The sequence below is a fragment of the Mycolicibacterium austroafricanum genome (assembly GCF_000612725.1).
Classification (GTDB): Bacteria; Actinomycetota; Actinomycetes; order Mycobacteriales; family Mycobacteriaceae; genus Mycobacterium; species Mycobacterium austroafricanum.
The window spans coordinates 51,017-64,591 of the sequence record NZ_HG964457.1; the positions used below are offsets into that span (position 1 = coordinate 51,017).

Below are 13,575 nucleotides of genomic sequence, written 5' to 3' on the forward strand. Positions count from 1 at the left end.
AATGAGCAGCGAAGTCGTCCACAGTGCGGAGTCCAGCTCACGGCGCCGGTCTGACGCGACGCGCGTTGCCGCCGGCATCGCGATCGCGGCGTTGTCGGTGGGGGTGGCGGCCCCGGCGTCGGCGCGGCCCTCGGACCCCGGTGTCGTCAACTACGCGGTGCTGAGCAAGGGCTCGGTCGGCAACATCGTCGGCGCCCGCCTGGGCTTCGAGTCGACGTTCACCGATCCGTTCCAGGCCTTCTACGTCGACAACCCGGCCTGCAACAACTGGGCCGACATCGGCCTGCCAGAGGTCTACAACGACCCGGACCTGGCGGCGTTCAGCGGGGCGGTCGCGCAGGAGTCCCCCACCGATGCCAGGCACTTCGTCAAGCAGGCAGTCGGGGTCTTCGCCACCACCGACGCCGCCAACCGGGCGTTGCACCGTCTCGTCGACCGCACCGTCGGGTGCAACGGCCAGACCACGGCCATGCATCTGGACAACTTCACCACCCAGGTGTGGACCTTCACCGCCGGCCCCACCACGGCGACCGACGCGAACTGGGTCAAGCAGGAGGCCGGCACCGACCGGCGCTGTTTCGTGACGACACGGCTGCGGGAGAACGTGTTGCTGCAGGCCAAGGTGTGCCAGTCGGGCAACGGCGGTCCGGCCGTCGACGTGTTGGCCGGCGCCATGCAGAACACCCTGGGGCAGTAGCTGCGCGGACACGTCATCCGGACGTCACCGAAAAAATCTCGGGATTTTGTCGGTCCCCTCTGGAAGATGGGTAGAGACGCAGCGATCGTTCCAGACCCGGAGGGGGCGGCTGATGGCCTGCACCATGACGTCCGACGGTGTCGTCGAACAGCGTTTCGACCCACTGAGCAGCGCGGAAGCCGCCGCGCAACACATCGTCGACGGCTGTCTGATCGACGGGCCGGTCGGGCAGGTGGGCCTGGAGGTCGAGGCCCACTGTTTCGACCTGACCGATCCATCGCGACGGCCCGGCTGGGACGAGCTGACCGCGACGATCACCGCGCTGCCGCCGTTGCCGGGCGGCAGCGTCGTCACCGTCGAGCCGGGCGGCGCGGTGGAACTGTCAGGGCCACCGTTGGCAGAACCGGCGAGCGCGATATCGGCGATGGCCGCCGACCACACCGTGTTGCGGGCGGCGTTCGCGCGGGCCGGGCTCGGGCTGGTGCTGGTCGGGGCCGACCCGCTGCGTCCGGCCGCACGCGTCAACCCGGGCCCGCGATACCAGGCCATGGAGGCGTTCTTCCGCGCCAGCGACAGCGGCGACGCCGGCGCGGCGATGATGACGTCGACCGCGTCGGTCCAGGTCAACCTCGAGGCCGGCCCGCGGGCCGGGTGGGCCGACCGGGTGCGGTTGGCGCATGCGCTCGGCCCCACGATGATCGCCATCGCCGCGAACTCACCCGTTCTCGGCGGCGACTTCACCGGCTGGCAGTCCACCCGGCAGCTGGTGTGGAGTCGACTGGACTCGGCCCGCTGCGGACCGATCCTGGGCGCCAGCGGAGACGACCCGGCCAGCGACTGGGCCCGGTACGCGCTGCGGGCGCCGGTGATGCTGGTCCACAGCCCCGACCCGACCCCGGTCACGCAGTGGGTGCCGTTCGCCGACTGGGCCGACGGGCGGGTGCTGCTCGATGACCGCCCGCCCACCCTCGCCGACCTGGACTACCACCTGACCACCCTGTTTCCACCGGTGCGGCCCCGCGGGTTCCTGGAAGTGCGCTATCTCGACAGTGTCCCGGACGCCACGTGGCCGGCGGTGGTGTACACGCTTGCCACCCTGCTCGACGATCCGGCCGCCGCCGACGTCGCCGCCGAGGCCACCGAAGAGGTGGCCACCGCGTGGGACCGCGCGGCCCAGCTCGGACTGCGGGACCGCAGGCTGCACGCCGCCGCCACCCGGTGCGTGCAGGCCGCCGCCGACCGCGCGCCGAGGGCGCTCGAGGAATCGATGGGACATCTCGTGCGTTCGGTGGAGCAGGGCCGCAGCCCGGCCGACGACTTCGCCGACCGGGTGGTGGCACACGGGATCGCGGACGCGGTCACCGAACTGGCACAAGGGGAGTTGTGACGACACGCGAGGCGCTTGCCTGCGAGCTGACCGAGGCCAGGGACCGCACGCTGCGGCTCGTCGCGTTCGACGACGCCGAACTGCGGCGCCAGTACGACCCGTTGATGAGCCCGCTGGTCTGGGACCTCGCCCACATCGGCCAGCAGGAAGAGCTGTGGCTGCTGCGGGGCGGCAACCCCGACCGGCCCGGCCTGCTGCCGCCGCAGGTGGACCAGCTCTACGACGCGTTCGTGCACTCCCGTGCCAGCCGCGCCGACCTGCCGCTGTTGCCGCCGACCGACGCCCGCAACTACTGCGCGACCGTGCGGGGCAAGGTGCTCGACGCGCTGGACGCGTTGCCCGACGGGCACCCCGACGCCTTCACGTTCGGGCTCGTCGTCAGCCACGAGAACCAGCACGACGAGACGATGCTGCAGGCGCTGAGCCTGCGGTCCGGTGCCCCACTGCTCGACCGTGGCACATCGCTGCCGCCGGGCCGCCCTCAGACCGCAGGCACCTCGGTGCGGGTTCCCGCCGGCGAGTTCGTGCTGGGTGTCGACGCGGTGACCGAGCCGTACTCGCTGGACAACGAACGCCCCGCCCACGTCGTCGACGTGCCCGCGTTCCGGATCGGCCGCGTGCCGGTGACCAACGCGGAGTGGCGCCAGTTCGTCGACGACGGCGGCTACCACCGACGCCAGTGGTGGTCGGATGCGGGCTGGGCACACCGCAGGCAGGCGGGCCTGACCGCGCCGCTGTACTGGAACGGGGACGGCAGCCGCACCCGCTTCGGGTACGTCGAGGAGATTCCCGGCGAGGAACCCGTTCAGCACGTCACCTACTACGAAGCCGAGGCGTATGCGGCGTGGGCGGGGGCGCGCCTGCCCACCGAGGTGGAGTGGGAGAAGGCCTGCGCCTGGGACCCCGAAACCAACTCCCGGCGCCGATATCCCTGGGGCGCAACCGAACCCACCGCCGAGGTGGCCAACCTCGGTGGCCGGTCCCTGCGTCCGGCGCCCGTCGGGGCGTACCCGCAGAGTGCGTCGGCCTACGGGGCCGAGCAGATGCTCGGCGACGTGTGGGAGTGGACGAGCTCACCGTTGCGGCCGTGGCCCGGCTTCACACCGATGGTCTACGAGCGGTACTCACAGCCGTTCTTCGACGGCACCGGCACGGGCGAGTACCGGGTCCTGCGCGGCGGATCCTGGGCCGTCGCGCCCAACATCCTGCGCCCCAGCTTCCGCAACTGGGACCATCCGATCCGCAGGCAGATCTTCTCCGGCGTGCGCCTTGCTTGGGACGATGTGGGGGCACCTCCCGCTTGCGGGGGACCGCTTACGCGAAGAGTAGATGGATATGTGTAGGCACCTGGGCTGGCTCGGCGACCCCGTCTCGGTCGCCTCGCTGATACTGGAACCGCCGTCGGGGCTGCTGGTGCAGTCGTATTCGCCGCGCCGCCAGAAGCATGGATTGATGAACGCCGACGGGTGGGGCGTCGGCTTCTTCGACGGGGCGGTGGCCCGGCGCTGGCGCAGCGCGGCCCCGCTGTGGGGTGACGCGTCATTCGCCTCCGTCGCGCCGGCGCTGCGCAGCGGGTGTGTGGTGGCCGCCGTGCGGTCGGCCAGCGTCGGCATGCCCATCGAGGCGTCGGCCTCGGCGCCGTTCACCGACGGCACCTGGCTGCTGTCCCACAACGGGCTCGTCGACCGCGCAGTGCTGCCTTCGTCCCCGCGCGCCGAGTCCACCAACGACAGCGCGCTGCTGGCGGCGCTGATCTTCGACCGCGGCATCGACGAGCTCGGCGCCACCATCGCCGGCGTGGCTGCCGAGGACCCGAACGCCCGGCTGAACATCCTGGCCGGCAACGGAACTCGTCTTCTGGCGACCACCTGGGGCGACACGCTGTCGGTGTTGCGCCGTGACGACGGCGTGGTGGTGGCCAGCGAACCCTACGACGACGACCCCGCCTGGCAGGAAGTCCCGGACCGCCACCTCGTCGAGGTCGACGGGGCGCACGTGCACCTGAGACCGCTGAAAGGATCGTGATGACGTTCTCGCTGGAGAACTACCTGGCCGCCGACGCCGCGGACGAGGCGCTGCGCCGCGACGTCCGGCACGGCTTGACCCAACATCCGAAAACGCTTCCGCCGAAATGGTTCTACGACTCGGTGGGCAGCGACCTGTTCGACCAGATCACCCGGCTGCCGGAGTATTACCCGACCCGCGCGGAAGCGCAGATCCTGCATGCACGCGCCGCGGAGATCGCCGCGGCGTCGGGAGCCGACACGCTCGTCGAACTCGGCAGCGGAACGTCGGAGAAGACGCGCGCCCTGCTCGACGCCATGCGCGACCGGGGGACACTGCGGCGATTCATCCCGTTCGACGTCGACGCGAGCGTGCTCAAGGATGCGGGTGCGTCGATCGAGGCGGAGTATCCCGGGGTTCAGATCGAGGCCGTGTGCGGCGATTTCGAGGAGCACCTGGGCAAGATCCCCGCCGTGGGACGGCGTCTGGTGGCATTCCTGGGTTCGACGATCGGCAACCTGACCCCGGGTCCGCGCGCGGAGTTCCTGGCCTCGGTGGCCGAACTGATGCAGCCCGGCGACACCCTGCTGCTCGGCACCGATCTGGTCAAGGACACCGGCCGACTTCTGCGTGCCTACGACGACAGCGCCGGGGTGACAGCACGTTTCAACCGCAACGTGCTGGCGGTGATCAACCGGGAACTGGGGGCCGACTTCGGCGTCGAGGCGTTCGAGCACGTCGCCCGCTGGAACGCGGCCGAGGAACGCATCGAGATGTGGCTGCGGTCCACACGCACGCAACGGGTGCACATCGCGGCGCTGGACCTGGCCGTCGACTTCGCCGACGGTGAGCAGCTGCTCACCGAGGTGTCGTGCAAATTCCGGCCATCCGGTGTGGACCAGGAATTGGCAAGCGCCGGGCTGCGGCGGACACACTGGTGGACCGACGACGCCGGTGACTTCGGACTCTCGCTGGCGGTGAAATGATGCTCGCCGAGCAGTGGCGCTCGGCGCGACCGCCTGTCGCCGGGGTTCACGTCGACAGCGCGGCATGTTCGCGTCAGAGCTTCGCCGTCATCGAGGCCGCGGCCCAGCACGCCCGCCACGAGGCGGAGGTCGGCGGCTACGTCGCAGCCGAGGCTGCCGCGCCCGCGCTGGACGCGGGCCGCGCCGCCGTCCGGGCTCTCACCGGAATGCCCGATGCGGTAGTACATTTCACCACCGGATCGAACCACGCCCTCGACATCCTGCTCGGGGACTGGACGGGGGAGCGCACGCTGGCCTGCCTTCCGGGTGAGTACGGGCCCAACCTGGCGATCATGGCGCGCCACGGTTTCAGCACCCAGACTCTCCCGGTCGACGAGTTCGGCCGGCTGGACGTCAATGCGGTCGGTGCCGCGCTGTCGTCGCATCAGCCCGCGCTCGTGCACTTCACCGTGCTGGGCAGCCACAGCGGGATCGTTCAGCCGGTGCGCGACATGGCGTCGGCGTGCCGGGGGCACGGTATCCCGCTGATCGTCGACGCTGCGCAGGGGTTCGCGCATCTCGACGTCGCCGGAATCGGCGCCGACGCGCTTTACTCGTCGTCGCGCAAATGGACGGCAGGCCCCCGCGGGGTGGGGGTGCTCGCCAGCAGGCCCGGGCTGCTGGCGGATGACACCCGCATCCGGCTCAACCACGCCGAGACGAATGTCGGCCTGCAGGTGGGCTTCTCGGTCGCGGTGGGGGAGTACGTGGCCGCCGGTCCCGACGCGGTGCAGTCCCGGCTGCGCGAAGTCGGCGCGGCCACCCGCACCGCGCTCGCCGACGTGCCGGGCTGGCGGGTGGTCGAACACGTCACCGAACCCAGCGCCATCACCACGCTGCAGTCCACCGACGGTCTCGACCCGCTGGACGTGCGCACCCGCCTGATCGCCGAACACCAGATCGTGACCACCTACCTCGGTCTGGAACGCGCGCCGCGGGAGATGAGCCACCCGGCGCTGCGGGTCTCCCCGCACGTCGACGTCACCGACGCCGACCTCGCGGCCCTGGCCGACGCGCTGGCCACCGTCACACGCTGACGGCCGCGGTGCCGGTTTCTCGCGGCTCGGCCGCGGTCGCGCTCAACCGCACCGGCATCTGGCGCACCCCGGGCACCATCGTGGCCTGCATCCGCAGCACGTCACCGTCGAGCTCGATGTGGTCGAACCGGTTGAGCAGCTCCTCGAACAGCACGCGGGCCTCCAAACGGGCCAGCTGCGCTCCCAGGCAGGAGTGTTCGCCACAGCCGAAAGCCAAGTGCGGGTTCGGGTTCCGAGTGATGTCGAATTGCTCGGAGGTGGGGCCGAACACGTCTTCGTCGCGGTTGGCCGAGCCGTAGAGCATCGTCACGTACTGGCCCGCGCGGATCGCGCGGCCCCGGATCTCGACATCGCGGGTGGCGCAGCGGGTCATGTTGGCGACCGGTGACGCGTACCGCAGCATCTCCTTGACGGCCGTCGGCACCAGGTCGCGCCGCTGCCGCAGCAGCCGGAACTGGTCCGGGTTCTCGATGAGCGCCAGGGTGCCGAGCGCGACGAGGTTGCGTGTCGTCTCGTTGCCGGCGACCAGGAGCAGCAGGCAGAACTGCAGCAGATCCTGGTCGGTCAGGCGGACCCCGTCGACCTCGGCGGCCACCAACACCGAGAGCAGGTCGTCGGAGTCGCGCAGCGTGCCGCCGCGGCGACGCGCGATCTGCGCCTCGAAGTACTGGTACAGCTCGCCCATCGCGGCGAAGGTGTCCAGTTCGACGTCGGGATCGTCCATGCCGACCGTCGCGTCCGACCAGGTGCGGAACTGCTCCCAGTCTTCGTCGGGGGCGCCGAGGAGTTCGGCGATCATCCGGGTCGGCAGCGGGGCGGCGACCTGTTCGGCGAACTCGGTGGCCGACGGGTCGATCGCGTCGAGAGCAGCCCGGGCGAAGGCCCGCAGCTTCGGTTCCAGGATGGCGACCTGCCGCCGGGTGAACCCGGAGTTGATCAGCTTGCGCAGTTGGCGGTGCCGGGGCGGATCGGTGAAGATCAGGCTGCCTTCCATCACCGGGTTCTCGATCGCCGGGTCGGGCACCGTGACTCCCTTCGCCGACGAGAACAGCGCGGGGTTGGTCGAGACGTGGCGGATGTCCTCGTACTTCAGGAGCGCCCAGAACTCGTGTTCGTCGTTCCAACACACCGGGTCGGTGGCCCGCAACTCCCGGTAGACGGGAAACGGATCACCCGCGTAGAACGCCGGCGAGTGCAACGGATTCGACAACCGCGACATGGAGGCCTCCTCTGATCATTCTGCGGGCGTGGCGGTATCGGTGTGACAACTGCACAGTCCGGCGAGGATCACCCGCAGCCCGTGCTGGAAGACCGACTCCGCGCCGTCGTCGGACCTGCTTCCGATACCGCTGTGGCGCAGGTGATGTTCCAGCTGGACCGAGCCGAGCAGGTGGATGTAGAGGACGGCGTGAGCGGCCGCGACTTCGTCTGTGGTCCAACCGGATTCGGCCATGATCTGCCGGACGGTGCGGTCCATTGCGTCGGCGGCGCCGGTCAGCGGGCGCTGCTGCAGCATCGCCGCGATACCGGGGATGGCGATCAGCACCTTCCACGCGTTGGTGTAGAGCGCCCGGGTGCGCTGCTCCCAGTCGCCGTCGGTGGGGATCTCGATGCTTTCGATCACCGACTCGGCGAGTAGGTCGAGCAGGGCGGCTTTGTCCTTGACGTGGTAGTACACCGACGATGCCGACGTGCCGGCCTCGGTCGCCAGCGCCCGCATCGTGACGTTCTCCACGCCGACCCTACGCGCCAACTCGAGCAGGTGCTTGACGAGGTGGTCGCGGTCCAGAGCGCCGTAGGGGAGCGCCGCGCCTGCTCTGCGGATCCGCGCCACACCGCCCCCTTCCGAACAACGTTCGAAATCGAACGTTGTTCGGATCTAAACATCGCGGCGATCCGGGGTCAAGGGTCGCCGGGGCGTCGTGACCGACGTCGTGCGTCAGGACTCCTTGTGCGCCGACAGCAGGAACGCCTGCATCCGCAGTCGGCCCCGGGCATCGAGCAGATCCAGCGGCGGGGGCGGCATACCGGGCAACTTCGGCACGTTGGTGTGGATCAGCGCCGGCCGGATGTCGTCGATGGTCCAGTACGGGGAAACCGCTTCGCGCAGTTCGAGTTCGGTGACCTCGTTGGGGCCGCCCTCCATCTCGGCCGGGAACGCGCCCTTGGCGAAGACGAGCACGAAGAAGCCCGCCCCGGGCGCGGCGGCCCGATGCACGGACTGCAGATAAGCGTCGCGGGACTCGACCGGTAGTGAATGGAACAGCGTGCTGTCCACGACGGTGGCGAACCGGCCGTCGAAGCCCGTCAACGCGGTGATGTCGGCGGCGACGAACGACGCCCGCTCCGACAACCCGCGCTCGGCGGCCGCGGCTGTCGCCGCGGCCACCGCGGTCGGGCTGAGATCGACACCGGTCACCGTGTAGCCGTCGGCGGCCAGCGCCAGCGACAGCTCGGCGTGCCCGCAGCCCGCGTCGAGCACCTCGCTGCGGAACTTGCCGTCGCGCCACAACACCGCCAGCTCGGGCTGCGGTTCGCCGATGTTCCACGGCGGCTCGCCCTCGAACTCACCCTCGCCCCGGTATGCGCTGTCCCAGTCCATCACCTCGGCCATGTGCGCCAACGTACCCGCGCCGGCGTCGTGGCTCGTCAGGCCGGCAGGTCCCAGGTGTGCACAGCCTCGTTGGAGTGCATGCGTTCGCAGTACAGCCGCAGCATCTCGGCCAGCGCCGCCGGCCGCGTCAAGCCGCGGTCCTGCAGGGCGGCCACCGTGGTGGACTGCCACACCGCGCCGTTGCGGCCCGTCTTGGCGCGGCCCTCGATCACTCCGAGGTAGCGGTCCCGCACCTCCGTGGCGACCTCCCACCGGCGCAGGCCCTCGTCGGCCATCGGCAGCAGCCGGCGCAACACCAGCTCGTCGGGAGTCACCTCACCCACGCCGGGCCAGTACAGCCGCGCGTCGATTCCGTGCTGCGCGGCGGCGACGAAATTGGCTTCGGCCGCAGCGAAACTCATCTTGGTCCACAACGGGCGGTCCTCCTCGGACAGGGCCCTCAGCATCCCGTAGTAGAAGGCGGCGTTGGCCATCATGTCCAGCACCGTCGGCCCGGCAGGCAGCACGCGGTTCTCGACCCGCAGGTGCGGACGTCCGTTCACGATGTCGTAGACGGGCCGGTTCCACCGGTAGACGGTGCCGTTGTGCAGCCGCAGCTCCGACAGCTTCGGGGTGCGGCCCGCGGCCAGCTCGGCCACCGGATCCTCGTCGGACAGTTGGGGAAGCAGCGAAGGGAAGTAGCGGACGTTCTCCTCGAACAGGTCGAATATCGACGTGATCCACCGTTCCCCGAACCAGACCCGCGGCCGCACGCCCTGCGTCTTCAGTTCGTCGGGGCGGGTGTCGGTGGCCTGGGCGAACAGCTCGATGCGGGTTTCGGCCCACAGGTGGTGGCCGAAGAAGTAAGGCGAGTTGGCGCCCAGCGCCAGCTGCGGGCCGGCCAGCACCTGGGCGGCGTTCCAGTTGTTGGCGAAGTCCGCCGGGGACACCTGGAGATGCAATTGCATGCTGGTACAGGCGGATTCGGGGGCGATCGAGGCGGTCTGCAGGCTCAGCCGCTCCGGGCCCGCGATGTCGATCATGATGTCCTCACCCCGGGCGGTGAAGATCGAGTCGTTGAGGGCCTGGTAACGGGTGGACTCGCTCATCCAGTGGCCTGACAGGTGCTCGGGCATCAGGGTGGGCAGGATCCCGATCATCACGATGTGGGCCCCGTCGGTGCCGGCCTTGGCCTCCGCGGCGTTCAGGCTCGCACGGACTTCGTCTTCGAGGTCGAGAGCGGCGCGGCCCGGAAGCCGGCGCGGCGGCACGTTGAATTCGATGTTGTAGGCGCCCAATTCGGTCTGATAGGCGGGATCGGCGATCGCCTCCAGCACCTCGGAGTTGTTCATCGCCGGCTGATACTCGGCGTCGACCAGGTTGCACTCGATCTCCATGCCGGTCAGCGGCTTCTCGAAGTCGAAGCTGGACTGCGCGAGCATCGTCTCGAACACGTCGAGGCACAGCTGCACCTTGCGCCGGTACTCGCGGCGATGCACCCGGCTGAACTCGCTCTGCTTCAGCTGCTCGCTGACATCCTCGCCCACCTCGCCGAGCCTATCGGCGCGTGGCCACCGCGACCTGAGGACTGAGCAACCCGCCGCGTAATTCGATGTCGACGGCGGGATCGGCGTCGTCGGCCAGCGCACGCAGCGCCGACGGGCTGTACGCGCGCAGCGAGCTGATGACGCCGTCGTGCAGGAACGGCACCAGCGGCGCCCACGGCAGCATCGCGGCCAGCCGCAGCACGTGCAGCGGGGCCGGCGGACGCGGCAGGTCGATGATGAGCAGCTTGTCGGCCACCCGGGCGCCCTCGGCGATCGCCCGGGCCGCCAACTGGGGCGGCAGATGGTGAAACGACAACGCGAACACCGCCAGATCGAACTCGCCGTCGGCCGCGTCCAGCGCCGTCGCATCCATCTGCCGGACCGTGGCGCGCGGGTGGCTGCCCAGATCCCCCGCGGCGATCGCGGCGACGGAGGCGGGTTCGACGTCGGTGACGGTCAGGCGCGCGCTCGGATGCCACTCCAGCAGCTTGCGGGACAGGCCACCGTGGCCGGCCCCCAACTCGAGGATCCTGGGGTCGGCCACGTCGGCGACCTCGTCGAGCGCGATCTTGGCGAACTTCTCGTGGTTGCCGAACACCTCGCCGGTCCAGTCCAGCGCCCGGATCACGCTGCGCTTGATCTGTTCGTCGACGTCATCCCGGTCCAGGTACTCGCGACGGTCCGTTTCCAACAGCCGGTCCAGACAGGACGCGTCCGGGCCGCCGCGCGGCATCGTCGCGATGTCACGCGGCATGTCTCTCGTCTGTCCGGGCATGTAGTCCATCATGGACGAATGGCCGACTTCGTCGCTGCAATCGACCAGGGCACCACCAGCACCCGGTGCATGATCTTCGACCACGACGGGGCCGAGGTGGGCCGTCACCAGCTCGAACACGAACAGATCCTGCCCAGGGCGGGCTGGGTGGAGCACAACCCCGTCGAGATCTGGGAGCGCACCGGGTCCGTGCTGGCGACCGCGCTGAACAAGACCAAGCTCTCCACCTCAGACCTGGTGGCGCTGGGCATCACCAATCAGCGGGAGACCTCGCTGGTGTGGAACCGGCACACCGGCAGGCCCTACTACAACGCGATCGTCTGGCAGGACACCCGCACCGACCGGATCGCATCGGCACTGGACCGTGACGGGCGCGGCGACGTCATCCGGCAGAAGGCCGGGCTGCCGCCGGCCACGTACTTCTCCGGCGGGAAGCTGCAGTGGCTGCTGGAGAACGTCGACGGCCTGCGCGCCGACGCCGAGAAGGGAGACGCGCTGTTCGGCACCACCGACACCTGGGTGCTGTGGAACCTGACCGGCGGGCATCGCGGCGGCGTCCACGTCACCGACGTCACCAATGCCAGCCGCACCATGCTGATGAACCTCGAGACGCTCGACTGGGACGACGAACTGTTGGGGTTCTTCGACATTCCGCGTCAGATGCTGCCCGAGATCAGGCCGTCGTCGTCGCCGGAACCCCACGGCGTCACCGTGGACTGGGGCCCCGCCGACGGAGAGATTCCGGTCACCGGGATCCTCGGGGACCAGCAGGCCGCGATGGTGGGCCAGGTGTGCCTGGATGCCGGCGAAGCGAAAAACACCTACGGCACAGGCAACTTCCTGCTGCTGAACACCGGCGAGAACATCGTGCGGTCCCGCAACGGCCTGCTGACCACGGTGTGCTACCAGTTTGGTGACGCCAAACCCGTTTACGCGCTTGAGGGTTCGATCGCGGTGACCGGTTCGGCGGTGCAGTGGCTGCGCGACCAGCTCGGCATCATCAGCGGCGCCGCACAGAGCGAATCGCTGGCCCGCCAGGTCGAGGACAACGGCGGGGTGTACTTCGTGCCCGCGTTCTCCGGCCTGTTCGCCCCGTACTGGCGTTCGGACGCGCGCGGAGCCATCGTCGGGCTGTCCCGGTTCAACACCAACGCGCATGTGGCGCGCGCGACGCTGGAGGCGATCTGCTACCAGAGCCGCGACGTCGTCGACGCGATGGCCGCCGACTCCGGCGTGCACCTCGAGGTCCTCAAGGTCGACGGCGGCATCACCGCGAACGACCTGTGCATGCAGATCCAGGCCGACGTGCTCGGTGTCGACGTGGTCAGGCCGGTGGTCGCCGAGACGACGGCGCTCGGCGCCGCCTACGCGGCCGGTCTGGCCGTCGGATTCTGGGACGGCGCAGACGATCTGCGCGCCAACTGGCAGGAGGACAAGCGGTGGTCGCCGACGTGGTCGGACGATCAGCGGGCCGCCGGATACGCGGGCTGGCGCAAGGCCGTGCAGCGGACCATGGACTGGGTCGACGTCGAGTGATTTCGGTGTAGTTGGTCAACGCCAGCGTGACCAACTACACCGAAATCGCTCACTGGTGGTCCGTGGTCAGCGCCAGGGCACGGCCGGCGTTTACGTCCGCGGTCAACGCGTCGATCTTGGCCTCGGCGTAGGAGACTGCGTCCGACCCGAGCAGCTGGTGCAGCGGACCGTCTCCTGTCACGGCGACGTCGATGACGGCCGCCGCGCCCTTGACCGGGTCGCCGAGCTGGCTGCCCTGCAACTGCAGGTGCTGCTCGGTCATCTCCCTGATCGCCGGATAGGCGTCGCCGGCCGCGGTGGGCAGCGCCAGCGACTCGGTGGTCAGGAAGTCGGTCCGGAAGTAGCCCGGTTCGACGATGGTGACCCGGATCCCGAACTCGGCCAGCTCCGCCGCCAGCGCCTCGGACATGCCGTTGAGCGCGAACTTGCCCGCGCAGTAGAGCCCCCATCCGGGCACGGCGGTCAGCCCGAGGATCGAGGACACGTTGATGATGTGTCCGCTGCGCGCGGCCCGCAGGTGCGGCACGGCCGAGCGCAGCACATTCCAGACGCCGGACACCTGAACGTCCAGCATCTGCCGGATCTCTGCGTCCGTCGTCTCCTCGACCGCGCCGAGGAAGCCGTACCCGGCGTTGTTCACCACCACGTCGAGACAGCCGAACCTGTCCAGCGCGGCCGCGACGGCGCCGTCGACAGCGGCGGCGTCGGTCAGATCGAGCTCCAACGGCAACAACCGGCCGGTGTCGACGCCGGCCAGGGCAGCGCCGAGACGCTCGGCCGAGCGGGTGGTCGCGGCGACGTTGTCACCGCGCCGCAGCAGCTGCCGGACGAGTTCGGCGCCGAGCCCGCGGGATGCGCCGGTCACGAACCAGGTGGCGGGGGTATCGGTGGGATAGGGCATGGCTGCTCCTCGAATCGTTTGTCGCCGAATGGCTTTGCCAGCTCCAGTGTGTGTGTCCGGCGCGGACGACGGG

General features: G+C 69.8%; 13 protein-coding genes. 7 read left to right on the plus strand and 6 right to left on the minus strand.

Annotation, left to right across the window (positions count from 1 at the left end; all coding sequences use genetic code 11):
- Nucleotide 1 precedes the first annotated feature (1 nt).
- The 6 genes from BN976_RS25190 (at nucleotide 2) to egtE (ending at nucleotide 6,150) form a co-directional block, all read left to right on the plus strand.
- Nucleotides 2-697, plus strand: coding sequence for a sensor domain-containing protein (locus tag BN976_RS25190; RefSeq protein WP_011782611.1), 696 nt, complete (start codon nucleotides 2-4; stop codon nucleotides 695-697).
- A 112-nt stretch (nucleotides 698-809) separates the two neighbouring features.
- Nucleotides 810-2,084: an ergothioneine biosynthesis glutamate--cysteine ligase EgtA gene (egtA, locus tag BN976_RS25195; protein WP_011782610.1), complete on the plus strand. Its 1,275-nt coding sequence runs from the start codon at nucleotides 810-812 to the stop codon at nucleotides 2,082-2,084.
- Nucleotides 2,081-3,427: an ergothioneine biosynthesis protein EgtB gene (gene egtB, locus BN976_RS25200; protein ID WP_036375120.1), complete on the plus strand. Its 1,347-nt coding sequence runs from the start codon at nucleotides 2,081-2,083 to the stop codon at nucleotides 3,425-3,427. Before egtA ends, egtB begins: the two co-directional genes overlap by 4 nt.
- Nucleotides 3,420-4,109 (plus strand): ergothioneine biosynthesis protein EgtC, encoded by a 690-nt coding sequence (gene egtC / locus BN976_RS25205; protein ID WP_036375123.1) that lies wholly within the window; start codon nucleotides 3,420-3,422, stop codon nucleotides 4,107-4,109. Before egtB ends, egtC begins: the two co-directional genes overlap by 8 nt.
- Entirely contained in the window at nucleotides 4,109-5,074 is a 966-nt protein-coding gene (egtD, locus tag BN976_RS25210; RefSeq protein ID WP_036375127.1) for an L-histidine N(alpha)-methyltransferase, read from the plus strand. Before egtC ends, egtD begins: the two co-directional genes overlap by 1 nt.
- The gene (egtE, locus tag BN976_RS25215; RefSeq protein ID WP_036375130.1) at nucleotides 5,071-6,150 is read left to right on the plus strand and encodes an ergothioneine biosynthesis PLP-dependent enzyme EgtE; all 1,080 of its coding nucleotides are present in this window, start codon (nucleotides 5,071-5,073) and stop codon (nucleotides 6,148-6,150) included. The genes egtD and egtE overlap by 4 nt, the downstream gene beginning before the upstream one ends.
- Here egtE and BN976_RS25220 read toward each other — a convergent pair.
- The 5 genes from BN976_RS25220 to BN976_RS25240 form a co-directional block, all read right to left on the minus strand.
- Entirely contained in the window at nucleotides 6,140-7,369 is a 1,230-nt protein-coding gene (locus tag BN976_RS25220) for a cytochrome P450 (protein WP_199559010.1), read from the minus strand. The genes egtE and BN976_RS25220 overlap by 11 nt on opposite strands.
- Nucleotides 7,370-7,384: 15 nt before the next feature.
- Nucleotides 7,385-7,984, minus strand: coding sequence for a TetR family transcriptional regulator (locus tag BN976_RS25225; protein ID WP_051558558.1), 600 nt, complete (start codon nucleotides 7,982-7,984; stop codon nucleotides 7,385-7,387).
- Between the two features lie 105 nt (nucleotides 7,985-8,089).
- On the minus strand, nucleotides 8,090-8,764 hold the full coding sequence (locus tag BN976_RS25230; protein WP_036375132.1) for an SAM-dependent methyltransferase: 675 nt from the start codon (nucleotides 8,762-8,764) through the stop codon (nucleotides 8,090-8,092).
- Between the two features lie 35 nt (nucleotides 8,765-8,799).
- Nucleotides 8,800-10,290 (minus strand): glutamate-cysteine ligase family protein, encoded by a 1,491-nt coding sequence (locus BN976_RS25235; RefSeq protein WP_036375134.1) that lies wholly within the window; start codon nucleotides 10,288-10,290, stop codon nucleotides 8,800-8,802.
- 10 nt (nucleotides 10,291-10,300) lie between these two features.
- A complete protein-coding gene (locus BN976_RS25240) occupies nucleotides 10,301-11,074 on the minus strand; it encodes a class I SAM-dependent methyltransferase (RefSeq protein WP_036375513.1) in 774 nt (257 codons plus the stop codon).
- A 9-nt stretch (nucleotides 11,075-11,083) separates the two neighbouring features.
- Between BN976_RS25240 and glpK the strand changes: the two genes are divergently transcribed.
- On the plus strand, nucleotides 11,084-12,601 hold the full coding sequence (gene glpK, locus BN976_RS25245; protein WP_036375135.1) for a glycerol kinase GlpK: 1,518 nt from the start codon (nucleotides 11,084-11,086) through the stop codon (nucleotides 12,599-12,601).
- 49 nt (nucleotides 12,602-12,650) lie between these two features.
- Here glpK and BN976_RS25250 read toward each other — a convergent pair whose 3' ends face one another.
- Entirely contained in the window at nucleotides 12,651-13,502 is an 852-nt protein-coding gene (locus BN976_RS25250; RefSeq protein WP_036375138.1) for an SDR family NAD(P)-dependent oxidoreductase, read from the minus strand.
- Between the last annotated feature and the right edge of the window lie 73 nt (nucleotides 13,503-13,575).